Raw genomic sequence first — 21,329 nt, 5'->3', positions numbered from 1 at the left:
GCAATGATAATGGCATCTTGCCTTAAATGCTAGCATCTAAAGCCCTATATGCTTATAAATTCAGCAAATTGCATTAAAACACTTCACATTCGGGCAGAACCACGGTATTAACGTATACTTAATAAATTAAATAACAAATGGCACTCATTGCCGTGTAAGGGGAATTTGAATATGAGTTTAATGTCTACAGAGCAAGTTGCAGAATTTTTAGGTGTAAAAGTCGAACGTGTTAAACGACTTGCTCGCGAGCATTTATTAATCTCGAAATCACAAGATGACAAAGGTGAGCCTTTATTTGAACCAGAAGATGTAAAAAAATATAAAGAACTTGCCGAGCGAATTGGCGGCCTTTAATTTTTTACTTCCTCAATAAAGTGGTTAAGCTGTGTAAGCAGTGGCGCCACTTTATCCATTGCACCGCGTTGTTCATACCAGCAAATGCACAATAGTAAAAATACAGCATGAAACGCAGCGAGCTTTTCGAGCGATAAATTGAATTCACGGTGTTCACACACACGTGATTGATAGTTTTTAAGCAACTGCAGTTGCTGCGACTCATTGAGCCCAAAACTCACCACCAGCGCAGCCAAGTCAAAATAAACATCATTACTTTTGGCATATTCAAAGTCGATTAAAAACATGCCCGATTCGTTCACTATTATATTTTCTTTTACCAAATCGTTATGGCAAAAGCCCATATCTTTTGGCGCAGCAGCAATGTACGCGAGCGATTGCTCAATTAAACTCGCATGCTGCTGATACCGTGCTGTTTGCCGGTAATAGTTAATTTCATAGGCAATATCCATGGGCTCGGTTAGCACTGGGTAGCGATGCAAATTAACTAAATCAGGTAATAAACTGCTACAAAACTCACCACTTGCTATGCTACCCGCCACGTAGTCAAAAATGGCAGTATCAGTTGCCTGCTCTAACCAAAGCGGTGCTGGGCAGCAACTTTGCTTAGCAAAGTGCGCTTGCGCAGCTAGCCCTATCGCCGGCCAGTGATCACGATAATGCTTAACCAAGAAAGCCTTGGTTGATGTTTTTACTAGGTAGTTATCATTGCTTAATCCCTCAACCAACGGGCTAATTGAGGTAATCGTTAAGCTAGAGTTAAAGCGCGTAAATAGCGCATGAATTTGTTGCTCTGTTTTCATTATAGCTGTGCAAGTGGCTTAGCTTGATGTTGCTCGTATTCTTCATACCAAGTTTTAAAGCCCCACGCCGCCATAACCGTATAAAAAACAAATAATACGAGTGTAGGGTAATACCCTTTTTCAAAGTACAAGTACATTGATGCAGCATCAATCACAATCCAGTATAACCAATTTTCGAGCACCTTTTTAGCAACCAAATAAGTCGTAACAACAGCAAAACAGGTTGTAAAACTATCAAGGTAGGCAAAATCAGCATGGGTATAATTAGCCATTACAAAGCCAATAATCACTGAAATTAATGAGGTCAAAAGCAAGATAACAGCATGTCTTTTTAACGACCATGAAATAATCGGTAGATGATCTTTATTATTCATACCCCGACGCCAGACCACCCACCCATATACCGCCATATACATGTAATAAAAATTAAGTAGCGACTCCATCAAAAGTGCGCCATTCCAGTACATTACGGTATAAATAAAGGTACTTATAAAAGCGGCTGGCCAGCACCATAGACTTTCTTTAATCGCAAGTAGTAAATACGCCATTGACAGTGCAACTGCAATATATTCCCAAAGAGACATCGCAGTAAATCCTGCAAACGTGTCTGTCAAAAAATCCATGCTTTACTGTAACCTTGTGGTACTAATCGTCGCTCGGCGATAAATCGCCATGTAAAAACTTACACACAAAAATCGCTTTACCAAACTCTTCATAAGAACGTTTGATTTCAGTATTCAATACAGACATGACTAAATCATAATCACCGAAAATCTGAGTTGATAAGGTATTGGTGATTACTTTAAGATTTTCGTAACTGTTTACACGATCAATAAAACCTTTGATAAACGGAATGTAGTCTTGATGTAGTGGGTACTTACTGATCTCTACTGAAAGTTTCATTATGATTTACCGAGTCTTTGAAAAGTATGGCATTGTAACCCGCTTATACTAACAAGTCATGGCTATGGTTATTTTTTAGTGTAAAATCAGCCCCGATAAACTTTGAGGATTCATTATGGCACGCCGCATCACTTACAAATTTAAAAACCAACCTCGCGAAATCAATTTTGCTAAAGATAAATACCGCGATATGTACCATGCGATTGCAGCGGCTGAAGGTATTGATTTAACAAGTTATTTAAAAATGGAGCAGCAAGTCGAAATGACTTCAAAAGGCTCATCAGCAGTGCGTAACTTTCGTGACCAAGAATTTGCACGAATGGGATTTAGCGACGTGTATTTCATTAAAGAGTAACTATAAGTTACTCTTGATACTCGTAGCTTACGCGTGGGGTGATATTACACAGTAACTCATAAGGAATGGTTGTCGCGCATTGGGCTATTTCTTCAACAGGAAGCTCAGGCCCCCACATGATCACTTCATCACCCACTTTGATATTGTCGTGGTTATCACCAATATCAACCGTGATCATATCCATCGCCACACTGCCAACAATGCCATAGCGTTGTGACTTAATAACGACCGGTGTGCCCTGCTCTGCGTGTCGTGGATAACCATCACCATACCCCATCGCGACCACAGCAAGCTTAGTTGGTTTATCGCTGTGCCAACGACCGCCATAACCAACACACTGATTCGCGTCAACATCACGAATCGCAATAACACGGGTTTTTAAACGCATCACAGGCTCTAAGCCATGTTGTTGACCAATACTATTTAGCATAGGCGACACCCCATACAGCATCAGCCCTGGTCGAACCCAATCACCATGCCCATTAGGCCATGCGATAATGCCTGCGGAGTTGGCCAAGCAATGACGCTGACCTTTTCCTGCAACCAAGCCATCAAACAAAGCAATCTGCTGTGCAGTTTTATCATCGTTAATATCATCAGCACATGAGAAATGAGTCATCAACTTAATGTTATTGTGTGCATTTTTACTGGCTTTTAGGCGGCTATAAAACCCTTCAAACTGTGACGGTGAAATACCTAAACGATGCATGCCGGTGTTCACTTTTAACCAACATGCAATAGGCGCATCTAACTGTGCTTCTTCAAGCACTTTTAGCTGATTTTCATCATGAATAATGGTTTGAAAGTTATTTGCCAAAAGAATGGGTAAATCATCTTTATGAAAAAAGCCTTCAAGCAACACTATAGGTTTTGTCAATCCACCGGCACGAAGCGCTAGCGCTTCGTCAATACGTGCAACCGCAAATGCATCCGCATCATTTAAGTATTGGGCAATTTTAACTAAGCCATGACCATAAGCATTCGCTTTTAATACAGCCATTACTTTGCAATCAGGTGCAAAGCGCTTCACCTGTGCTAAATTGTGGGCAAGCGCTTTTAGGTTAATTTCAGCAATGGCTAAACGCATTAATATTCATCATCCATTGCAGGACCCGCGTAGTTATCAAAACGCGAGAATTGACCTTGGAAGGTTAAACGTACTTTACCAATTGGACCATTACGTTGTTTACCTATGATAATTTCGGCCACGCCTTTTTCTGTACTGTCTTCGTTATATACTTCATCACGATAAATAAACATGATTAAGTCGGCATCCTGCTCGATTGAGCCTGATTCACGTAAGTCGGAGTTGATTGGGCGTTTATCAGCACGTTGCTCTAGGGTACGGTTAAGCTGCGATAGTGCAATAACCGGACATTGCAGTTCTTTTGCCAGTGCTTTTAGTGAACGTGAGATTTCAGCAATCTCTAAGGTACGATTATCCGACAAGCTTGGCACACGCATTAGCTGCAAGTAATCGACCATGATCATACTAATACCGCCATGGTCGCGAGCAATACGGCGCGCACGCGAGCGCACATCCGTTGGTGTTAGACCCGATGCATCATCAACATACATCTTACCTTTTTCCATCAACAAGCCCATGGTTGACGACAGGCGCGCCCAGTCGTCATCATCTAGCTGACCCGTACGAACCTTAGTTTGGTTAATTCGACCTAGCGATGCCAACATCCTCATCATGATTTGCTCCGACGGCATCTCTAGTGAGTAAATAAGTACAGGCTTATCTTGTGTCATGGCAGCGTGTTCGGCTAAGTTCATCGCAAAGGTGGTTTTACCCATCGATGGACGTGCTGCCACGATAATAAGATCTGAAGGCTGCATACCCGCCGTCATTTTATCTAGATCGGCATACCCCGTACTAACACCCGTTACACCATCTTGCGGCGACTGGTAAAGCTCTTCAATCTTATCAACAGTTTTTTCTAGAATGCTGTGTAAGCTTTGTGGGCCTTCAGTGCTTTTTGTACGCTGCTCGGCAATTTTGAATACTTTACTTTCAGCGAAGTCAAGTAGGTCATGGCTGGTACGCCCTTCTGGGCTAAAACCGGCTTCGGCAATTTCGTTTGCAACACCAATCATTTCACGGATAACAGCACGCTCACGCACGATATTCGCGTAGGCATCAATGTTTGCCGCACTTGGTGTGTTCTTCGCTATTTCAGCAAGGTAGGCGAAACCACCTATACTGCTTAACTGATTGTTTTTTTCTAAATTTTCAGAAATAGTGATTAAGTCAATCGGATCACCACCTTCAGCAAGGCTCACCATAGCTTCAAAAATCAGCTTATGGGTGCGGGTATAAAAATCCTGTGCAACCACTAACTCAGCAACACGGTCAAACGCTTGATTATCAAGCATTAAACCACCTAAAACAGATTGCTCAGCTTCTATTGAATGGGGAGGGACTTTTAAGGTATCGACTTGCTTATCTGGTTTGGCCATAACATCACAAAACTAAAATTGAATGGCTCTATTCTATCGACTTGCAAAGGCTGTGCAAATAGTAAAGCGGGAAAACTTCCCGCTTTATTGTTCGTTATTTCTGTTTACGAAGTTCAATACGCCCGCTAATGGTATCCATTTCGATATCTGCATCCCCACCGTTAATACTAAATTCTAAGTCGCTTGATGGGCCGTATTTCGCTTTAGTCGCTTTGTCATCACTGAGCTCATTTACAATTTTACCGTTAGCATGCGCTTCAATTTCAAACTTTGCCGATACATCAGTTGGGAAGTAAAACTCAGCATCACCACTGACTGATTCAAAACGAATATTGGCATCTTCAAGCAGCTTATTGATGTGAACTTCAGCTTCACCGTTTACGGTATTGATACGCAGCTTTTTAATCGCATCAAAAGCAAAGTCAATATCACCATTTACGTTCTCAAGGCGCACATCTTGCGCTTTAGTTTTTGACTTAATGTCGCCATTTACTGCGGTAAAGCGTAAAGCACCTTGTGAGTTTTTATCGTTAATTTCGCCATTGACGGTTTCAAAGCGAATATCTCCGTTCAGGTCATGAGCATTTACATCCCCATTGACCGTTTCAAAACTCATGTTGCCACTTATATTTTGCACTGTAATATCGCCGTTGACGGTATCGATCTCAGCGCCCGCTTCAAGCTCTTTGGCACTAACCGTTACATTCACCCCAGCAAATTCAAGCTCACTGCTTTTTGGCATGTAAATAGTTAAACGAGAGCCATCACCATTATTCCAAGCACCTAAGTTACGCGGCATTTTTACGACAAATTCAACACGGCTGCCTTCAACTTCTAAACGATAACCTTGTGCTTTATCGTCAAGCTCACCTTCGATTTTAAGTTGGGGTTTATCCCACCCTTCAATACGTACATCACCACGTTGGTTTTCAATAAAAATACGCTTATTTGCAGGGACATCAATTTGTTCATTAATGGTTTGTCCTGCCATTGCCATCAGTGGCAGTAATCCTAATGTTAAGACTAGTAATTTCATAATTGTTACTCCTAAATCGTTTGCCACTTAGGTGCATGCACCTTGTTAATTAAATCTAATTGTTGCTGATAAACCTGCGAGAGCATTTGTAATAAAGCAGGGTTTTCTGGTTCATTCTCGAGAGCCTGTTTGATGGCACTCTCAGCTTCTTCTAACTCTTTTAACTGTTGCTGCCAGTTATCTGTTAATGCAGGTTGGTTTTGATATTGCACCAACAAACCTTGCTTTTGCTTAGTAAAATAATTGCTCATTGCCATCATGCTGTTTGACTCACCTTGGCCGACAAAAAGCTGCACAGTTAAAAGTGCTGCAATACAGCAAGCGGCAACAGCAGCGAGTTTATTCCAGCCACGCGTTGGCTTATCAGGTTGCTGTGTTTGCGGCCTTGCAATTGCTCGCTCAATACCCTGCCAGAGATCTTTTTCTGGGCTAATATCTTGCTTCTGATTAAGCGAGTCATTTAAAAATTGTTCAAATTCTGGCTTACTCATTTTCATACCACTCTTTTAATAACTGCCTTGCACGGTGAAATTGCGATTTACTTGAACCTACGGCCATATCAAGCATGCTTGCTATTTCTTCATGGCGATAGCCTTCAATTGCATGAAGCACAAAAACCATACGTGCTCGTTCAGGTAGTCTCAGTACTAATTTATCGAGACCATTAAAACCGTCGCAATCAGCTGCGCTTTGCTCATCCATACCACTTTGTTCAAAACTCACTACTTTCTGAAACCAGCTTTTGTGTTTGCGAATATAGCTAATCGCAATATTACTGGTGACACTGTGTAACCATGTTGAAAACTGTGAACGCCCATCAAAGTTCGCTATTTTGTGCCATAACTGTACAAACACTTCTTGTGTTGCATCTTCGGCGTGCTCTTTATCTGCAAGTAGTCGCAAACAAAGGCTATAAACCCGCTTCACATGCAACTCATAAAGTGTTGCATAAGCACCTTGATCACCGCTTTTAACGCGTTCAATTAAGGCATGCTCACTTTGCTGGACGAACGCTTGTTCTGCATCTATCAACATCCTGGATGTCGTCCTTTATGATTATTATTGTGAATTTAGTGTATTAGACGTAAGGGGAGATTCAAAAGGTTTAAATGAAATTAAATTTTTTTAACGTGTCAGGGCAACTAGTTGACCTGACACTATTTACAGCTAGTTAGTAAGCGCGCCTTCATTGTCTTGTTGAATAGTTTCTGGTGTTTTATAACGCCAACCTAAAAACACGATTCGAGCAGGCGTTGATGGCTTTCCACCATTTTGCACTTTTAAAAGGCCAGCATCATAGTGAGCACCACTGCCCCCTGAGGCAGTAATCGTTGAACCACGAACACTACCAAACAATTCACCACTGCCGGATAATTTTACTGTTGTTAAAGGTGCGTAAATTGCCGCATATAGATTTGCAGCACCACTAAATTGCACACCATTTACACCAGTAAATGATGAATAAAATGACAACGATGGGTGACCACTTGTCGTTAAGCCCTCTTGCTCTGTGATCACACTCGCACCTGCCCCTATATTAATTTTGCCAGTGATAAGTATCGTTAAGCTGCTATCTTTTTTTATCGTTAAACGCGTGTCCCCTTCCATCGAAAAGTCACCATCAATAAATAAAATAACATCGCCCCCTGAAACTTCCATTTTTCCATCACTGGTCAATTTTAACTTGTCTAGGGCAAACACATATTCCTTACTTGTCGAACCATGTGGTTGATTTTGAATCTTGGTATCAAATAAAAATACATCACTTAAACCTGGGAGTATCACTTGGCTACCATTCTGGCTAAAAAAGCCCTTTTCATTGGTTAGTTTAAACTGTTGGGTAGCCCCAATTGATAGCGAATGATAACTGTCAATGTCACTGTGCAGCTTCGCCATTTTCTCGGGGATGATTAAAGGATCACAGCTTGTATCAGGGTTTGTAGGGTCATAATCTGGTGCACTTGGATCTGCGACTGTAATAGGCTCTACATTTGGGTTCACGTTAAACTTACGATTACTATAGTGCACACCATCTTGCTGATTATTATAGGTATCTTTAAAATTACCCGTTCCACCATACATAATATCTAAGCGTTCGCCTTGGGTATTATCAATATAAGTTGACCACTGCATAGAAGCATCGCCGTTGGCTCTAACAACCCCAGATACCCGACCACCTTTATGGATATAAAAACCTCGCGTGTATACGTTACCATCAATACGTAAACCACTGCCTGATGAAATATTAACTCCCGTATTTGAGCGTATATTACCAATTATCGGAGATGAGCCATTTAAATAAATAACACCCGTTGCTTTTACGTCGCCCTTAATAGGTGAATGCCCTGAAAGAACAACATCTGAATCACCATCAATTGTCGATACATCACCATCACTCGATTTTGTCTCTTCGTAGCTTCCTTGGCTTGAGTCGTAACTATCGATGGTGCCGCTACCTGACAAATTCACACCTTTACAACCCACCATTGCATTGGTAAATGCCGAACTCCCTTTGCCCCCTTGCACACTAAAACGGGCGACTAAATTGCTTTGAGCATCACCTGCATAACGTTGACCTAAACTTGCAATTTCCAGTTCACCATCAAGGTTTTTGCTTAGTAAAGCAGTAAATTTTGCATCATCGCCAATCACCCCTACACCACTGGCATTACCCGTTTTATCAATTAGTTCATCTATGGCCAGCACACCTTCACGGTTCAATGTTTGCTGCAGTAGTTTAGCTTGCTCGAACACCCCTTTTTCTGCCAATAGGCGGCTATTGAGCTTTTTCTGAAAATTACCACTTAATCGCTCTTGAACAATATTTTCTCGTAATGAACTAAGCACAACAACACTGGCCATGCCAGTTAAAATTAATACGGTTATAAGCGTAAAACCCTGTTGTTTTTTAGACACTATTTCCACCATATGCGTTCACTAAAATAGTGTTTGTTAGAGCAACATCAATATTAATTCCTGCACCAAATTGAGCAGGTAGTTTTTGGGGTTTTACAACAATAGTAACCAGCTCTCCAGATAAGCTAAACGACACGCTTTCTAAGCCCGTTAATAAACGCTCAGCGGCAGCACCATTGAGTGAACACATTAAACTACTATTATCTAGGCTATACACTTCAGTCATAGCGCCCGTGGTTAAAGTGCCATTACATGCAATCACGCCCTCTGGTTGTATGATTGTTATGGTTGATTTATCCGCACTAATGGAGGGTACTAGCTGTGTTTGCTTAATGCTGCGATTGAATATTTTACTGGTATAGCGAATAACTTCTTGCGCATTTTCAAGCTCTTTACTGACTTCAATTGTGCCTTTAATTGCTGCATATGACAAACTCACACCAGCAAGTAAAAATGCCCCTGCGGCTAAGGCAACCATCAACTCAATAAGGCTAAACCCGCGTGTTAATTTATTCATAAACACACTGCCGACAAGTCAGGAAAACTCGCATTAAGACTTATTTGATTTTCTGCATTATCGGTCATGCGCTCATCAACCCACGCAACATTAATTTGCATATCATCATTATAAATCGCAGGAATCGTAATTTGATAATCAGCGACTTGGGGGGCCAAACTTGCTCTGAAATCAACATCTTGGAAAAGTGCGGGGTTAGTTTTTTGAATTTCACAAATGCGAGGCCATATCCGCTCAATACTATTTTGACCTTGAATTAAAGACACAGTGTAGTGAAAGCTATTTGTTGCATATTGTAGCGACTTTAACTGAGCAGCAGCTAAACCAAGTAAAGCGATACCAGCAATCACAACCGAAATCATTACCTCTAATAAAGAAAAACCAGCTTGCTTTTTCATGCGCATCCCTTTGATGATTCAGCTAACCAGTTTTGGCCACTTTTAAGGACACACATTACATAATCTGTGGTATTGGTGTGATTATCTTTAATATCTATTTGGGCTTGCTGGTCTACTTCACCACTTGCACTAATGGTTAGCGCAATTAAGTTTACTGTTACGCCAGCCTTAGTAATTGCAAACTCTTTTAATACAGTATCTGCACCCGCTTCGTTTAAAGTAACTTGCCAGAGATTATTATTTACCACCAATTTAATTGGGCGCTCTTGCTTTACAGCTTCACTGCGAGCATATTTATAAACACTGTTGAGTTGATTAGCTGTCGTTACAATACGATCTTGTAGAATTTGCTGACTAAATGACGGAAAAGCAAGACTGACTAAAATACCAATAATCGCAAGCACAACCATTAACTCAATTAAAGTAAACCCAGCCGCTTTACGCACAACAGCTACTCCCAACAATCATTTACAGCAGCACTGTTACTACCGTCATGTTTAATCATGAGTTCACCACAGCGATCCCCTGCCTGAGCTGAGCCAGACTTAGGTGTTGCCTTTAAATTAAAACCACGGTTTTTAAAATCAACAACGGCTCCAGGTGCCTTTTTCGTTGGCGTATACGTGAAGGTGTAGTAATCAGTATTTTGTGTTGCAAATGTATTAGGATAGCCACCATTTCTCGAATATATGCGTTCGAGACTGGCACCATACTGTAATAAAACTTGCTGAGTATCAGCACGTCTACTGTGCTGCATATGCTCGGTATAAGCAGGTAACGCCACACTGTATAAAATACCTAAAATAGCGATGACAATGAGAACTTCTATGAGCGTAAATCCACGTTGTTTATAATTATTATTTGATGATAATTTACTTTTCAACCTTAAATCCTTACCACTTTTTTACGAATCAAATATAAATGACAGCGCTGTCGGTGTCAATTTAAGCAATTTCATATTGAGTACACCAATTATACTAATTAAGAAGAAGAGATTAAGATAAAAGAACTACCTTTTAAAATGTAGGTAAGACTATAAAACTGCTTTTGTACCAATTGAAAAGAAGCGGATACAAAAAAGCCGTGCTTTAAAGCACGGCTTTTATTACTTAATATTGCTATTAAGCTTCAGCGATAACGATTACTTTAATAGTAGCTGTTACGTCTGAGTGTACTGCGATTGCAACGTCAAATTCGCCAGTCTCACGGATAGTACCTAGAGGTAAACGAACTTCTGATTTAGCAACTTCAACACCAACAGCTGAGATAGCGTCAGCGATGTCACGAGTACCGATTGAACCGAATAATTTGCCTTCGTCACCAGCTTTAGAAACTAGTGTTACTTCAGCTAATGCTTCTAGCTTGTCAGCACGAGCTTGAGCAGCAGCTAGATCTTCAGTGATCTTAGCTTCTAACTCAGCACGACGTGCTTCGAAAGTTTCGATGTTAGCTTTAGTTGCAGGAACTGCCTTACCTTGTGGGAAAAGGAAGTTACGTGCGAAGCCAGATTTAACTACAACCTGGTCACCTAGGCCACCTAGGTTTGCGATCTTGTCTAGTAGAATAACTTGCATGTCTCTACACCTTTTAAAAACTGTTAATCCGCTGCTTACTTATGTAAGTCAGTGTATGGAAGAAGGGCTAAGTAGCGAGCACGCTTGATAGCAGTTGCTAGCTGACGCTGATATTTAGCGCTAGTACCTGTGATACGGCTAGGTACGATTTTGCCACTTTCTGTAACATAGTTTCTAAGAGTAGCTAGATCTTTATAATCGATTTGTTGTACGCCTTCCGCTTTAAAGCGGCAGAACTTACGACGTCTGAAATAACGTGCCATGAGTAAAATTCCTCAAAAAATTCTTTCTATATGTTGAGCATGCAAGACCAATTGGCTTAAGCCGTTTCGGCCTTCATGACGGTTTAAAAACCCCGTCACTTGCACTTGTTGCCCAACGTGCAATTGTTGAGTCTGTTGCTGCATTGACGCACCGCTGGCAACCACTTGAAGCCTGACATAACTATTACGGTTAAGGTCTGCTTCAACTTGCATTGATTTATGTTCAAGAACAAAAATACAATGCGGAACACCAGCAGGGCTTTGACTATACTTGGGGGTTTTACAAACAACCCCAGATAGTGTCAGCTGATTCATATAAGGATTAAGCGGTTGGCTCATCTTTTTGTCTCAACTGCAAGCGCCATGCTTGGACTCAAAACGATTAAGCAGCTGGTGCTTCTTTCTTCTCTTCTTTTGCAAGAGGAGATGCTTCAGTTACAGCGTCTTTAGTACGCATAACTAAGTTACGAAGCACTGCATCGTTGTAGCGGAAAGTAGTTTCTAGCTCGCTGATTACTTCAGTAGGTGCTTCAACGTTCATAAGAACATAATGAGCTTTGTGAAGCTTGTCGATTGGGTAAGCCAATTGACGACGGCCCCAGTCTTCAAGACGGTGGATAGTACCACCAGCTTCAGTGATAGAACCAGTATAACGTTCGATCATACCAGGTACTTGCTCACTCTGATCAGGGTGAACCATGAATACGATTTCGTAATGACGCATGGATATTCCTTACGGTTAATAGAGCCTTCTACCGTTTCGGCCAGTCGGTTTAAGGCAAGGAATTAAATTTAATAAGCCGAAATGAGCGCGCATTTTACGCTTAGATTGATAATTAAGCAAGATAAAACAGCAAGCCAAGTTAGATTCTTGTACTGAATTATTGATTTCTAGGCTGTAAAAACAAAAAACCCAGCCGAAGCTGGGTTTTTGAGATTCTGAAAAACTAAAATTACTTGATTTTAGCTTCTTTGAAAATCACGTGTTTACGAGCTTTAGGATCGTATTTTTTGATTTCCATTTTTTCAGGCATGTTACGCTTGTTCTTGTCGGTAGTGTAGAAAAAACCAGTACCAGCAGTTGAAACTAAACGGATCTTATCGCGCATGATTCAGTTCCTTAAACTTTTTCGCCACGAGCACGGATTTCTGTAAGAACCGCGTCGATGCCTTTTTTATCGATAATACGCATACCTTTAGTCGTAGTGCGTAATGTTACAAAACGTTTTTCACTTTCAACCCAAAAACGGTGCGTTTGTAGGTTAGGTAGGAAACGACGTTTAGTCGCGTTTCTCGCGTGTGAACGGTGGTTACCAACCGCTGGACGCTTACCTGTAACTTGACATACTTTAGACATGTCTATATATCTCCAATAACTTCGCTCGAGCTTAATTTTCCCTTAGGCCATGTATTTGTGCCCCGGGATAAATCGAAGGGCGCTCTTTATACAGCTTATGCAGGCAAAGATCAAGTAACAGATCTTATCCAATCAGCTCATGTGTAAATTTGATAGCGGCCAATTATAATGATCGAAAGCCCTTAGGGAAAGTAAAAACTGCATTTAAATTAAACTAATTTCTAAAAAACCGCTAAACTGCTCATTTTTAACACACTCCAGTCTTCGCTTCGCTTAAATTAATCCTCGTTCAGCAAACGAAACACAGTTTTTACCGCCTACAATGATGTGATCAAGCACATTAATATCGACTAACGAGAGTGCTTGCTGCAATTTATGAGTAATTAACTTGTCTGCTTCACTAGGCTCCGCGACTCCACTTGGGTGATTATGAGCAAAGATAAGTGCCGCCGCATTCTGCTTTAAGGCAGCCTTAACCACCTCACGGGGATACACAGAAGCAGCATTTATAGTGCCATAAAAAAGCACTTCATCTTTTATTAATCGATTTTGGCTATCTAAATAAAGCACCATGAATACTTCTTGTTGCAAGCCCCGTAATTGAATAGTCAGGTAGTCATACACTGCTTGAGGAGAGCTAAATACCTCTTCTCGCTGGCATTGTTCAAGTAAGTAACGTCGGCTTAACTCTAATACCGCTTGTAACTGTACATACTTTGCAGTCCCTAACCCTCTTTGAGAACAAAACGCTTGCTCACTGGCATTAAATAAATTCTGCAATGTACTATTAATACGTAATAAGTGTTCAGCCAATTCAATCGCATTCATACCAGCAACACCTGTGCGCAAAAAGATAGCTAACAATTCTGCATCTGAGAGCGCTTTAGCGCCTTGTAAAAGCAGCTTTTCGCGAGGCCGAGCTGACAATGGTAAATCCTTTAACGACATCAAAGTACCCTAAAAAGAAACAAACAAATTAAACTGTACAACAAAACTTTCTTTTTTCCTTCCTTTAAAAAAGAAAACTTCATGAAATTGGCAAAGATTTGCTATCGTTAGCGCATATCGACCAAAGTTAAATTTCATGTAATGACAAAATCAGCAAATAAAAAAATCTTACTAGGTATAAGTGGCGGCATTGCAGCTTATAAATGTGCAGAGCTAGTGCGACGCTTAAAAGACACTGGCTGCGAAGTAAAAGTGGTTATGACAGAGTCAGCCAAGCACTTTATTACCCCTTTGACGATGCAAGCCGTCAGTGGAGAGGTTGTGTCTGATTCATTACTTGACCCTGCAGCTGAAGCCGCAATGGGGCACATTGAATTTGCCAAGTGGGCAGATTTGATTTTAGTGGCGCCTGCGACCAGCAATATATTAGCAAAAATGGCGATGGGCATAGCTGATGACCTACTCACCACGCTTTTATTAGCAACGCCAGCCAAAGTGGCTGTCGCACCGGCGATGAACCAACAAATGTACGCACATCCTGCAACGCAGGTTAACCTTAATACTCTCGCCGAGCGCGGGGTAGCAATTTGGGGGCCAGGTAAAGGCTCGCAAGCCTGCGGTGATGTAGGCGCTGGGCGTATGCTAGAGCCGCATGAACTGGTAGCGCTGTGTACACAGCCAGACATTGAGCCATTACTTACTGGCAAAACCATTACAATTACAGCAGGGCCAACCAGAGAAGCCCTCGATCCCGTGCGTTATATTTCTAATCATAGCTCAGGAAAAATGGGTTATGCCCTTGCCGAAGCGGCACTTGCTTTAGGTGCAAAGGTAAACCTGATTTCAGGGCCAGTGACAATTAAAGCACCAGCGAATGCAAAGATCACTCACATTGAAAGCGCTGAGCAGCTTTTAATCGCATCAATGGAACTTGCTGTACAGTCTGATGCTTTTATTGGCTGTGCTGCCGTTGCCGATTACCGCGCAGCCGCAATTGAAGATCAAAAAATGAAAAAACAAGGTGATGAACTCACACTCACCTTAGTTAAAAACCCAGATGTCATTGCTAACGTTGCTGCACTTAACGAAAACCGCCCATACACGGTTGGCTTTGCCGCCGAAACACAAGATGTTGCAAGCTATGCCCAAGGTAAATTAAAAAATAAAAATCTCGACATGATCTGTGCAAATGATGTGTCAAAAGAAGGCCTTGGCTTTAATTCTGATCATAATGCTTTAACACTGTTCTGGCACAATGAGCAGCAAGATTTAGCGGTGGGTAGCAAAAAAGATTTAGCGATGAGTGTTATGACGGAGCTTGCCAAGCGTTTGTAAAAATGCTGGAAAGAAGCTGAATAAAACATTAACATAAGCCTCTCATTTGCACAAAAAATGGCTTGTCTGAGTCTATACAGCGCAAGTAATAAATTATAAGAAAGGAATGGTCATGCCTGCGACAAAAAGAAGTAATCGCAAAGAGCAGATTCTGCAAGCACTCGCACAGATGTTAGAAACCAGCCCAGGTCAACGTATCACTACTGCCAAACTAGCGGCTGAAGTGGGCGTGTCTGAAGCTGCGCTTTATCGTCATTTTCCGAGTAAAGCGCGGATGTTTGAGGGCTTGATTGAGTTTATTGAAGATACTCTGCTATCGCGTATTAACCTCATTCTAGAAAATGAAAAAGAGAGTCAAACACGCGTATACAATATTTTGCTTTTACTATTAGCATTCGCCGAAAAAAATCCAGGTATTACCCGTATTTTAACTGGTGATGCCTTGCAAGGTGAGCAAGAGCGCTTACGTGAACGTGTGCAAGGCTTATTCGAAAAGCTAGAAACGCAATTTAAGCAAGTTCTTCGTGAACGTAAGCTTCGTGAAGGTAAAGCATTCCAATCTGACGAAACAACGTTAGCCAACTTCTTACTGGCTTACGTTGAAGGTAAGATGAATCAATTCGTGCGCAGCGACTTTAAAGCGAAACCGAGTGCGCAATTTGAAAAACAATGGCCTGAACTGAAAAAGATTTGGTTATAAGTTAGCTGTAGGCGCGATTTAATATCGCGCAACAGTCTAATCAAAAGTACGCGGGTAACTCCGCTACACCCTCTTATTACAAAACCTACCGAAAAGTTTTTAGGCTTACAGCTCAACTCCCTAAATAAGCAACTTATCGTATCTACTCGAATTGTTTACTAAAAACGCTACACTGAACGCGTAAATTTAAAAACAACGAGAAGATAAATGAAAGCGCAATTATCACTTTTGAGCTTAGCCTTAGTGGCAAGCCTTGGTAGTGCACAGCTCAGTGCAAAAGAAGCTCTGCAATTTAAAGACGTGTTTGATTTTAAATACGCAAAAGGCACCCAACTGTCTGAAGATGGCCAAATTCTTACTTTCAGTGCCGACCCTTATCGCGGTAATGCTGAAGGTCAGGTTTACGCATTAAACAATAACACCCTCCTTGCAAGCGTTGAGCGCGGTACTCGCCCTATAATTAATAAAGCGGCAAATTGGGTGGCGTTTACTCAGGTACCGACCCTACTTGAAAAAGAAACCACTAAGAAAAAAGACGAACTGAAAAACAACCTTGTTTTAGTAAATACTAAAAACGGTGAGCAACAGACATTTAACGATGTAAAAGACTATGCGCTATCAGATGACGGTGTATGGCTTGCTTACAGACTCGATAAGAAAGCAGATAAAAAAGACGACCAAGAAAAAGACGAAAACAGCAGCGAAATCAAACCAGATAAAAAAGATAAAAGCTTTGATTTAGTGCTTGTTAACCTTCAAGACAAAACCACTCACACCCTAAACAATGTGTTTAGCTATGCAATGAGCAGCACCGGCGAGCAATTACTCGCAAGCCAAAGCTTTAGTGATGGTGCCGACAACCAAGTTGTATTAGTTACGCTTAACAATGACTTTGCAACTAGTGTGTTGATTGATGAGCCAGGTGTTGTTGCAAATAAAATAGCTTGGCAACCAAACAGCAATACCGCAGCGCTGTTAATTGGTAATTATGTGAATGATGATACGCGACGTCGCGACCACAGCTTACAGCTTTTACAAAATGGTGCCCTATCGACCATAAACTCAGCTGATAATAGCTGGACTATTGGCAAAACAGCCTCATTAACATGGTCTGAAGATGGTGCTCGTTTATACTTTGAAAATCATCCGAAATTAACGGCAAAGATCGAAGCAAAAGAATACACAGACGAAGCCTCTTTATATGATTTCGATACCATTCGCGACCATAAAGGCCTCAATGTTTGGCACAATAAAGACGCTGAAATTAAGCCACGTGAAGAGCAGCAATGGAATGAAAATAACAAGCTTCGTCATTATAAAGCGGTGTATCATGTAAATGGTCAACAGGTTGTGCAGTTAAGTACACCAAGTATGCCTGAGGTTTCACTTAACACTCACCGCGAAGCGCTATTAGGCTATTCAGACCTACCTTACCTGGAACGCATAATGTACGGTGGTTTTTACGCAGACTATTACAGTGTTGACGTTAAAACAGGTAAGCAAACGGCTATCATCAACGATTATCCATTTAGACCCAGCCTTGCGCCAAATGGTCAATATGCGGCATTTTTTCAAAACAGCCACGTTCAACTTAAAGATTTAGGAAATAACAAAGTTTCGACCTTATCTAAGGCAATTAACGCGATTTTTGCCGATGATAAGCATGACTACCCGTCACCTCAGCCAGGTTATGGCTTTGCTGGCTGGTTAAACGACAGCAGCCAAGTACTGGTTTACAGTAAATTTGATATTTGGGCTTTTGATGTCGCGACAAAAAAGGCAACGCGTTTAACCCAAGGTAAAGAAACGAATACCCAATATCGTATTATTAAACTTGATAAAGACCAAGTTGGCTTTGCCAAAGGCGAGACTTTATTACTCAGCGCAACCAACGTGCAAGATAAACAAACTGAAATTGCTAAACTTGATTTAACAAGTAATAAAGTAAGCAAAGTACTTTCGGGTAAAAAGCGCTATGATGTTGTTAAAAAGGCGAAAAATGCCGACAAATATCTATTTACAGCGCAAACTTATCAGCAATTCCCTGATTACTACCAAACTGACTTTAGCTTCAAAAAGCCTCAGCGTGTAACCAACCTAAACCCACAAATTAGCAACTTTGCATGGGGTGAAAAACCAGAGCTTATTAGCTACAAAGGGTTTGATGGTGAAGACTTACAAGGCGTATTAATTAAGCCTGCAGGCTACAAAAAAGGCGACAAGGTTCCTGTAGTTGTGTACTTCTACCGCTATATGAGCCAACGCATGTATGACTTCCCGAAAATGGAGTTAAATCATCGCCCTAACTTCCCGATGTTTACCTCAAATGGCTATGCGATTTTCTTACCGGATATCCGTTTTGAGATTGGTCATCCTGGTAAATCATCAACACAAACCATGATCAACGCAACTCAAAAGTTAATTGATTTAGGCATTGCTGATCCCGATAAAATTGGCTTACAAGGTCACTCATGGGCAGGCTATCAAAGCGCCTTTATGATCACCCAAACAAATATGTTTAAAGCGGTTGTTTCGGGAGCGCCGGTGTCTAACATGACCAGTGCTTACAGCGGTATTCGCTTAAAATCAGGTCTTGCGCGTCAGTTCCAATACGAAACAGGTCAAAGCCGCATTGGTAAAACCTTATTCGAAGCACCAGAGCTATACATCGAAAACTCACCAGTGTTCTTTGCAGATAAAGTAAATACCCCAATCCTCATTATGTTTGGTGACAAAGATGACGCGGTGCCATGGCACGAAGGGGTGCAGTACTACCTTGCTCTTCGCCGTGCGGGTAAAGATGCCACCTTCTTACAATATGAAGGTGAACCACATCACTTGAAGAAATTCCCTAACCAAGTAGATTTCTCGGTACGTATGATGGAATATTTTGATCACTACTTAAAAGGCAAACCAGCCGCTGAGTGGATCAAAAACGGCATCCCTTTTATTGAGGAATAAGCAACAAGCTAAATTTTAGCTCAAAGCACACCTCCTTCAAAGCCAGCATTTTTGCTGGCTTTGTTCTATAAAATCAATCATATCATCTGTTTTTTCGATTTTATCAATCGATTTAAACCCCAGTTTGTAAGTGGAAAGTTAATCAGAACAACTCTATATTTCACGCAACTTCTAACTGGAGACTATACAATGTTTAAAAAATCGACCTCAGCCTTGTCTAAAGTAGCTGTTGCGGTATCACTGTTGGTGGCAACAGGCGTACAAGCTACAAACGACATCAAATCAAACCAATTCTGGTGGCCAGAACAATTAGATCTTAGCCAACTTCGTGCCCATGGTGCAGAGTCAGATCCTATGGGTCCTTACTTTGATTATAAAAAAGAATTCTTAAAGTTAGACCTAAACGCAGTGAAAGCAGATATTGAGAAAGTATTGACTGACTCTCAAGACTGGTGGCCTGCTGACTACGGTCACTATGGTCCATTCTTCATCCGTATGGCGTGGCACGCATCAGGTACGTACCGTACGTTTGATGGTCGTGGTGGCGCAGGCGGTGGTCAACAACGTTTCGACCCGCTAAACAGCTGGCCTGATAACGCGAACCTTGATAAGGCACGTCGCTTACTTTGGCCTATAAAACAAAAATACGGTCGCAGCATTTCTTGGGCTGACTTAATGGCGTTAACAGGTAACGTTGCACTTGAATCAATGGGCTTCAAAACCTTCGGTTATGCCGGTGGTCGTGAAGACGATTGGGAACCAGATTACGTATACTGGGGCCCTGAAGGCAAAATGCTCACTGACGAACGTCGTGACAAAAAAGGCAAACTTAAAGGCCCATTAGCGGCCGTTGAGATGGGCTTAATCTATGTAAACCCTGAAGGCCCTCACGGTAACCCTGATCCACTTCTAGCAGCAGAAGACATTCGTTTATCATTCGGCCGCATGGCAATGAACGATGAAGAAATCGTTGCGCTAATCGCCGGTGGTCACAGCTTTGGTAAAGCACACGGTGCGAAAAAAGCGACGTGTTTAGACAAAGAGCCAGCAGCCGCGGGTATCGAAGAGCAAGGTTTAGGTTGGAAAAACAAATGTGGTAAAGGTCACTCAGAAGATACCATCACTTCAGGTCTTGAAGGTGCATGGACAGTGACACCAACACGTTGGTCAATTAATTATCTACAAAACCTATTCAACTTTGAGTGGGTTAAAACTAAGAGCCCTGCAGGTGCGACTCAGTGGATCCCAGAAAATGGTCAAGCGTCTAACCTAGTACCCGATGCGCACATTAAAGGTAAGCGTCATGCGCCTATCATGTTCACAACTGATATCGCGTTAAAAGCAGATCCTGAGTTCCGTAAGATTTCAGAGCGTTTCTTAAACGACCCGAAAGAGTTCGAACTGGCATTTGCTAAAGCATGGTTCAAACTAAACCACCGTGACATGGGCCCACGTGCTCGTTACCTAGGTGACTTAGTGCCAGAAGAAGTATTAATTTGGCAAGACTACATTCCTGCGGTTGACCACAAACTAGTAGACAGCAAAGATATCGCGTCACTTAAAGCAAACATCTTAGATTCAGGTTTATCTGTATCTGAACTTGTACGAGTTGCATGGGCATCAGCAGCAAGCTACCGCGACACAGATATGCGTGGTGGTGCAAACGGTGCACGTATTCGTTTTGCTCCGCAAAAAGATTGGCCGGTAAACAACCCAAAAGAAGTGGCTAAAGTACTTAGCAAACTTGAGAAAATCCAAACTAAGTTCAATAAAAACGCATCCGGCGGTAAAGAAATTTCACTCGCTGATATGATTGTTCTTGGTGGTGCGGCTGCAATCGAAAAAGCAGCAAGCGACGCGGGTTTCTCTATCGCAGTCCCGTTCAAGCCAGGTCGTATGGACGCGTCATTAGAAATGACTGACGTTGCATCATTCGAAGTGCTTGAGCCAACGGCGGATGCGTTCCGTAACTACTACAGCTCAGCATGGAAATCACCTGCTGAAATGCTTGTCGAACGTGCTGATTTACTCAACTTATCAGTACCAGAAATGACTGCACTACTTGGTGGTATGCGTGCTCTTAACGCGAATACTGACCAAACTAAACACGGTGTATTCACAAAAAAACCTGGCACATTAAGCAACGATTTCTTCGTTAACCTACTCGATATGTCAACGAAGTGGTCTAAGTCTTCTGAAGAAGGTGTTTACGAAGGCCATGACCGTCAATCAGGCAAACTTAAGTGGACAGCGACACCAGTCGATTTAATCTTCGGTTCAAACTCAGAGCTACGTTCAATTGCTGAAGTGTATGCATCTGACGATGCAAAACAGAAGTTTGTTGATGACTTCGTAGCTGCGTGGACTAAAGTAATGACGCTAGACAGATTCGACCTACGTTAATACTTTATATTCTCGCAATTAATCCCTTATATTTTTTGCA

Annotated in this window: 26 protein-coding genes; 6 read left to right on the top strand and 20 right to left on the bottom strand. The window is 41.7% G+C overall.

Annotation, left to right across the window (positions count from 1 at the left end; translation table 11 throughout):
* Positions 1 to 171 precede the first annotated feature (171 nt).
* On the top strand, positions 172 to 354 hold the full coding sequence (locus L0Z67_RS02505; protein ID WP_062567358.1) for a hypothetical protein: 183 nt from the start codon (positions 172 to 174) through the stop codon (positions 352 to 354).
* Here L0Z67_RS02505 and L0Z67_RS02500 read toward each other — a convergent pair.
* Genes L0Z67_RS02500 through L0Z67_RS02490 form a run of 3 tightly spaced genes read right to left on the bottom strand, consistent with a single transcriptional unit; the run spans position 351 to position 2,060 of the window.
* Positions 351 to 1,157, bottom strand: a complete 807-nt coding sequence (locus L0Z67_RS02500) for a phosphotransferase (protein WP_193988288.1) — start codon at positions 1,155 to 1,157, stop codon at positions 351 to 353. The genes L0Z67_RS02505 and L0Z67_RS02500 overlap by 4 nt on opposite strands.
* Positions 1,157 to 1,780, bottom strand: coding sequence for a nicotinamide riboside transporter PnuC (pnuC, locus tag L0Z67_RS02495; RefSeq protein ID WP_062567356.1), 624 nt, complete (start codon positions 1,778 to 1,780; stop codon positions 1,157 to 1,159). The genes L0Z67_RS02500 and pnuC overlap by 1 nt, the downstream gene beginning before the upstream one ends.
* A gap of 22 nt (positions 1,781 to 1,802) precedes the next feature.
* Complete coding sequence (locus L0Z67_RS02490) at positions 1,803 to 2,060, bottom strand: hypothetical protein (RefSeq protein WP_062567355.1); 258 nt, start codon at positions 2,058 to 2,060, stop codon at positions 1,803 to 1,805.
* Between the two features lie 115 nt (positions 2,061 to 2,175).
* On the opposite strand from L0Z67_RS02490, the gene L0Z67_RS02485 reads away from it, so the two are divergent.
* Entirely contained in the window at positions 2,176 to 2,415 is a 240-nt protein-coding gene (locus L0Z67_RS02485; RefSeq protein ID WP_130151710.1) for a DUF2960 domain-containing protein, read from the top strand.
* Between the two features lie 7 nt (positions 2,416 to 2,422).
* On the opposite strand, the gene alr is transcribed toward L0Z67_RS02485, so the two are convergent.
* The 17 genes from alr to radC all read right to left on the bottom strand — a co-directional run bounded on the left by alr (position 2,423) and on the right by radC (position 13,890).
* Positions 2,423 to 3,502 carry an alanine racemase gene (gene alr / locus L0Z67_RS02480; RefSeq protein ID WP_062567353.1) on the bottom strand — a complete coding sequence of 360 codons (1,080 nt, stop codon included), beginning with the start codon at positions 3,500 to 3,502 and terminating at the stop codon, positions 2,423 to 2,425.
* Positions 3,502 to 4,881, bottom strand: a complete 1,380-nt coding sequence (dnaB, locus tag L0Z67_RS02475) for a replicative DNA helicase (protein ID WP_062567352.1) — start codon at positions 4,879 to 4,881, stop codon at positions 3,502 to 3,504. Before dnaB ends, alr begins: the two co-directional genes overlap by 1 nt.
* Positions 4,882 to 4,975: 94 nt before the next feature.
* The gene (locus tag L0Z67_RS02470; RefSeq protein ID WP_193988287.1) at positions 4,976 to 5,917 is read right to left on the bottom strand and encodes a DUF4097 family beta strand repeat-containing protein; all 942 of its coding nucleotides are present in this window, start codon (positions 5,915 to 5,917) and stop codon (positions 4,976 to 4,978) included.
* An 11-nt stretch (positions 5,918 to 5,928) separates the two neighbouring features.
* Positions 5,929 to 6,414 carry a hypothetical protein gene (locus tag L0Z67_RS02465; protein WP_193988286.1) on the bottom strand — a complete coding sequence of 162 codons (486 nt, stop codon included), beginning with the start codon at positions 6,412 to 6,414 and terminating at the stop codon, positions 5,929 to 5,931.
* Positions 6,401 to 6,952: an RNA polymerase sigma factor gene (locus tag L0Z67_RS02460; protein WP_062567350.1), complete on the bottom strand. Its 552-nt coding sequence runs from the start codon at positions 6,950 to 6,952 to the stop codon at positions 6,401 to 6,403. The genes L0Z67_RS02465 and L0Z67_RS02460 overlap by 14 nt, the downstream gene beginning before the upstream one ends.
* Before the next feature lie 132 nt (positions 6,953 to 7,084).
* Complete coding sequence (locus tag L0Z67_RS02455) at positions 7,085 to 8,833, bottom strand: polymer-forming cytoskeletal protein (protein WP_405128420.1); 1,749 nt, start codon at positions 8,831 to 8,833, stop codon at positions 7,085 to 7,087.
* Entirely contained in the window at positions 8,826 to 9,350 is a 525-nt protein-coding gene (locus tag L0Z67_RS02450) for a prepilin-type N-terminal cleavage/methylation domain-containing protein (protein ID WP_405128419.1), read from the bottom strand. Before L0Z67_RS02450 ends, L0Z67_RS02455 begins: the two co-directional genes overlap by 8 nt.
* Entirely contained in the window at positions 9,347 to 9,748 is a 402-nt protein-coding gene (locus tag L0Z67_RS02445) for a prepilin-type N-terminal cleavage/methylation domain-containing protein (protein WP_193988284.1), read from the bottom strand. The genes L0Z67_RS02450 and L0Z67_RS02445 overlap by 4 nt, the downstream gene beginning before the upstream one ends.
* Complete coding sequence (locus L0Z67_RS02440) at positions 9,745 to 10,194, bottom strand: GspH/FimT family pseudopilin (protein ID WP_405128418.1); 450 nt, start codon at positions 10,192 to 10,194, stop codon at positions 9,745 to 9,747. Before L0Z67_RS02440 ends, L0Z67_RS02445 begins: the two co-directional genes overlap by 4 nt.
* A 5-nt stretch (positions 10,195 to 10,199) precedes the next feature.
* Complete coding sequence (locus L0Z67_RS02435; RefSeq protein WP_062567346.1) at positions 10,200 to 10,631, bottom strand: type IV pilin protein; 432 nt, start codon at positions 10,629 to 10,631, stop codon at positions 10,200 to 10,202.
* Positions 10,632 to 10,869: 238 nt separating this feature from the next.
* Entirely contained in the window at positions 10,870 to 11,322 is a 453-nt protein-coding gene (rplI, locus tag L0Z67_RS02430) for a 50S ribosomal protein L9 (protein WP_405128417.1), read from the bottom strand.
* A 35-nt stretch (positions 11,323 to 11,357) separates the two neighbouring features.
* Positions 11,358 to 11,585 carry a 30S ribosomal protein S18 gene (gene rpsR / locus L0Z67_RS02425; RefSeq protein ID WP_002962753.1) on the bottom strand — a complete coding sequence of 76 codons (228 nt, stop codon included), beginning with the start codon at positions 11,583 to 11,585 and terminating at the stop codon, positions 11,358 to 11,360.
* Between the two features lie 12 nt (positions 11,586 to 11,597).
* Entirely contained in the window at positions 11,598 to 11,900 is a 303-nt protein-coding gene (gene priB / locus L0Z67_RS02420; RefSeq protein ID WP_062567440.1) for a primosomal replication protein N, read from the bottom strand.
* A gap of 67 nt (positions 11,901 to 11,967) precedes the next feature.
* Entirely contained in the window at positions 11,968 to 12,309 is a 342-nt protein-coding gene (gene rpsF / locus L0Z67_RS02415; protein WP_036973113.1) for a 30S ribosomal protein S6, read from the bottom strand.
* 229 nt (positions 12,310 to 12,538) lie between these two features.
* Positions 12,539 to 12,694 (bottom strand): 50S ribosomal protein L33, encoded by a 156-nt coding sequence (gene rpmG, locus L0Z67_RS02410; protein ID WP_022946036.1) that lies wholly within the window; start codon positions 12,692 to 12,694, stop codon positions 12,539 to 12,541.
* A gap of 11 nt (positions 12,695 to 12,705) precedes the next feature.
* Positions 12,706 to 12,942, bottom strand: coding sequence for a 50S ribosomal protein L28 (rpmB, locus tag L0Z67_RS02405; RefSeq protein WP_036973115.1), 237 nt, complete (start codon positions 12,940 to 12,942; stop codon positions 12,706 to 12,708).
* Between the two features lie 273 nt (positions 12,943 to 13,215).
* Positions 13,216 to 13,890, bottom strand: a complete 675-nt coding sequence (gene radC, locus L0Z67_RS02400; RefSeq protein ID WP_062567439.1) for a DNA repair protein RadC — start codon at positions 13,888 to 13,890, stop codon at positions 13,216 to 13,218.
* A gap of 141 nt (positions 13,891 to 14,031) precedes the next feature.
* Here radC and coaBC point away from each other — a divergent pair, with 141 nt between their 5' ends.
* The 4 genes from coaBC (at position 14,032) to katG (ending at position 21,289) form a co-directional block, all read left to right on the top strand.
* Positions 14,032 to 15,225 (top strand): bifunctional phosphopantothenoylcysteine decarboxylase/phosphopantothenate--cysteine ligase CoaBC, encoded by a 1,194-nt coding sequence (gene coaBC / locus L0Z67_RS02395; RefSeq protein ID WP_405128416.1) that lies wholly within the window; start codon positions 14,032 to 14,034, stop codon positions 15,223 to 15,225.
* Between the two features lie 112 nt (positions 15,226 to 15,337).
* Positions 15,338 to 15,925, top strand: a complete 588-nt coding sequence (gene slmA, locus L0Z67_RS02390; protein ID WP_062567343.1) for a nucleoid occlusion factor SlmA — start codon at positions 15,338 to 15,340, stop codon at positions 15,923 to 15,925.
* Between the two features lie 207 nt (positions 15,926 to 16,132).
* Positions 16,133 to 18,886: a prolyl oligopeptidase family serine peptidase gene (locus L0Z67_RS02385; protein WP_405128415.1), complete on the top strand. Its 2,754-nt coding sequence runs from the start codon at positions 16,133 to 16,135 to the stop codon at positions 18,884 to 18,886.
* Between the two features lie 189 nt (positions 18,887 to 19,075).
* Positions 19,076 to 21,289, top strand: a complete 2,214-nt coding sequence (katG, locus tag L0Z67_RS02380) for a catalase/peroxidase HPI (protein WP_405128414.1) — start codon at positions 19,076 to 19,078, stop codon at positions 21,287 to 21,289.
* Positions 21,290 to 21,329 lie beyond the last annotated feature (40 nt).

The organism is Pseudoalteromonas sp. PB2-1 (genome assembly GCF_045040605.1).
Taxonomy (GTDB): Bacteria; Pseudomonadota; Gammaproteobacteria; order Enterobacterales; family Alteromonadaceae; genus Pseudoalteromonas; species Pseudoalteromonas arabiensis.
Note: the sequence above shows the minus strand (reverse complement) of the source record. Positions and strands in the feature narration are given on the sequence as shown.

Coding starts and splice junctions, on each gene's coding strand:
- L0Z67_RS02465 (WP_193988286.1), bottom strand. CDS start 6,414: ATGAAAATGAGTAAGCCAGAATTTGAACAATTTTTAAATGACTCGCTT.
- L0Z67_RS02385 (WP_405128415.1), top strand. CDS start 16,133: ATGAAAGCGCAATTATCACTTTTGAGCTTAGCCTTAGTGGCAAGCCTT.
- L0Z67_RS02490 (WP_062567355.1), bottom strand. CDS start 2,060: ATGAAACTTTCAGTAGAGATCAGTAAGTACCCACTACATCAAGACTAC.
- alr (WP_062567353.1), bottom strand. CDS start 3,502: ATGCGTTTAGCCATTGCTGAAATTAACCTAAAAGCGCTTGCCCACAAT.
- slmA (WP_062567343.1), top strand. CDS start 15,338: ATGCCTGCGACAAAAAGAAGTAATCGCAAAGAGCAGATTCTGCAAGCA.
- radC (WP_062567439.1), bottom strand. CDS start 13,890: ATGTCGTTAAAGGATTTACCATTGTCAGCTCGGCCTCGCGAAAAGCTG.
- rpmG (WP_022946036.1), bottom strand. CDS start 12,694: ATGCGCGATAAGATCCGTTTAGTTTCAACTGCTGGTACTGGTTTTTTC.
- rplI (WP_405128417.1), bottom strand. CDS start 11,322: ATGCAAGTTATTCTACTAGACAAGATCGCAAACCTAGGTGGCCTAGGT.
- rpsF (WP_036973113.1), bottom strand. CDS start 12,309: ATGCGTCATTACGAAATCGTATTCATGGTTCACCCTGATCAGAGTGAG.
- L0Z67_RS02460 (WP_062567350.1), bottom strand. CDS start 6,952: ATGTTGATAGATGCAGAACAAGCGTTCGTCCAGCAAAGTGAGCATGCC.
- dnaB (WP_062567352.1), bottom strand. CDS start 4,881: ATGGCCAAACCAGATAAGCAAGTCGATACCTTAAAAGTCCCTCCCCAT.
- rpsR (WP_002962753.1), bottom strand. CDS start 11,585: ATGGCACGTTATTTCAGACGTCGTAAGTTCTGCCGCTTTAAAGCGGAA.
- coaBC (WP_405128416.1), top strand. CDS start 14,032: ATGACAAAATCAGCAAATAAAAAAATCTTACTAGGTATAAGTGGCGGC.
- L0Z67_RS02445 (WP_193988284.1), bottom strand. CDS start 9,748: ATGAAAAAGCAAGCTGGTTTTTCTTTATTAGAGGTAATGATTTCGGTT.
- L0Z67_RS02450 (WP_405128419.1), bottom strand. CDS start 9,350: ATGAATAAATTAACACGCGGGTTTAGCCTTATTGAGTTGATGGTTGCC.
- L0Z67_RS02485 (WP_130151710.1), top strand. CDS start 2,176: ATGGCACGCCGCATCACTTACAAATTTAAAAACCAACCTCGCGAAATC.
- priB (WP_062567440.1), bottom strand. CDS start 11,900: ATGAATCAGCTGACACTATCTGGGGTTGTTTGTAAAACCCCCAAGTAT.
- L0Z67_RS02470 (WP_193988287.1), bottom strand. CDS start 5,917: ATGAAATTACTAGTCTTAACATTAGGATTACTGCCACTGATGGCAATG.
- L0Z67_RS02500 (WP_193988288.1), bottom strand. CDS start 1,157: ATGAAAACAGAGCAACAAATTCATGCGCTATTTACGCGCTTTAACTCT.
- L0Z67_RS02505 (WP_062567358.1), top strand. CDS start 172: ATGAGTTTAATGTCTACAGAGCAAGTTGCAGAATTTTTAGGTGTAAAA.
- katG (WP_405128414.1), top strand. CDS start 19,076: ATGTTTAAAAAATCGACCTCAGCCTTGTCTAAAGTAGCTGTTGCGGTA.
- rpmB (WP_036973115.1), bottom strand. CDS start 12,942: ATGTCTAAAGTATGTCAAGTTACAGGTAAGCGTCCAGCGGTTGGTAAC.
- pnuC (WP_062567356.1), bottom strand. CDS start 1,780: ATGGATTTTTTGACAGACACGTTTGCAGGATTTACTGCGATGTCTCTT.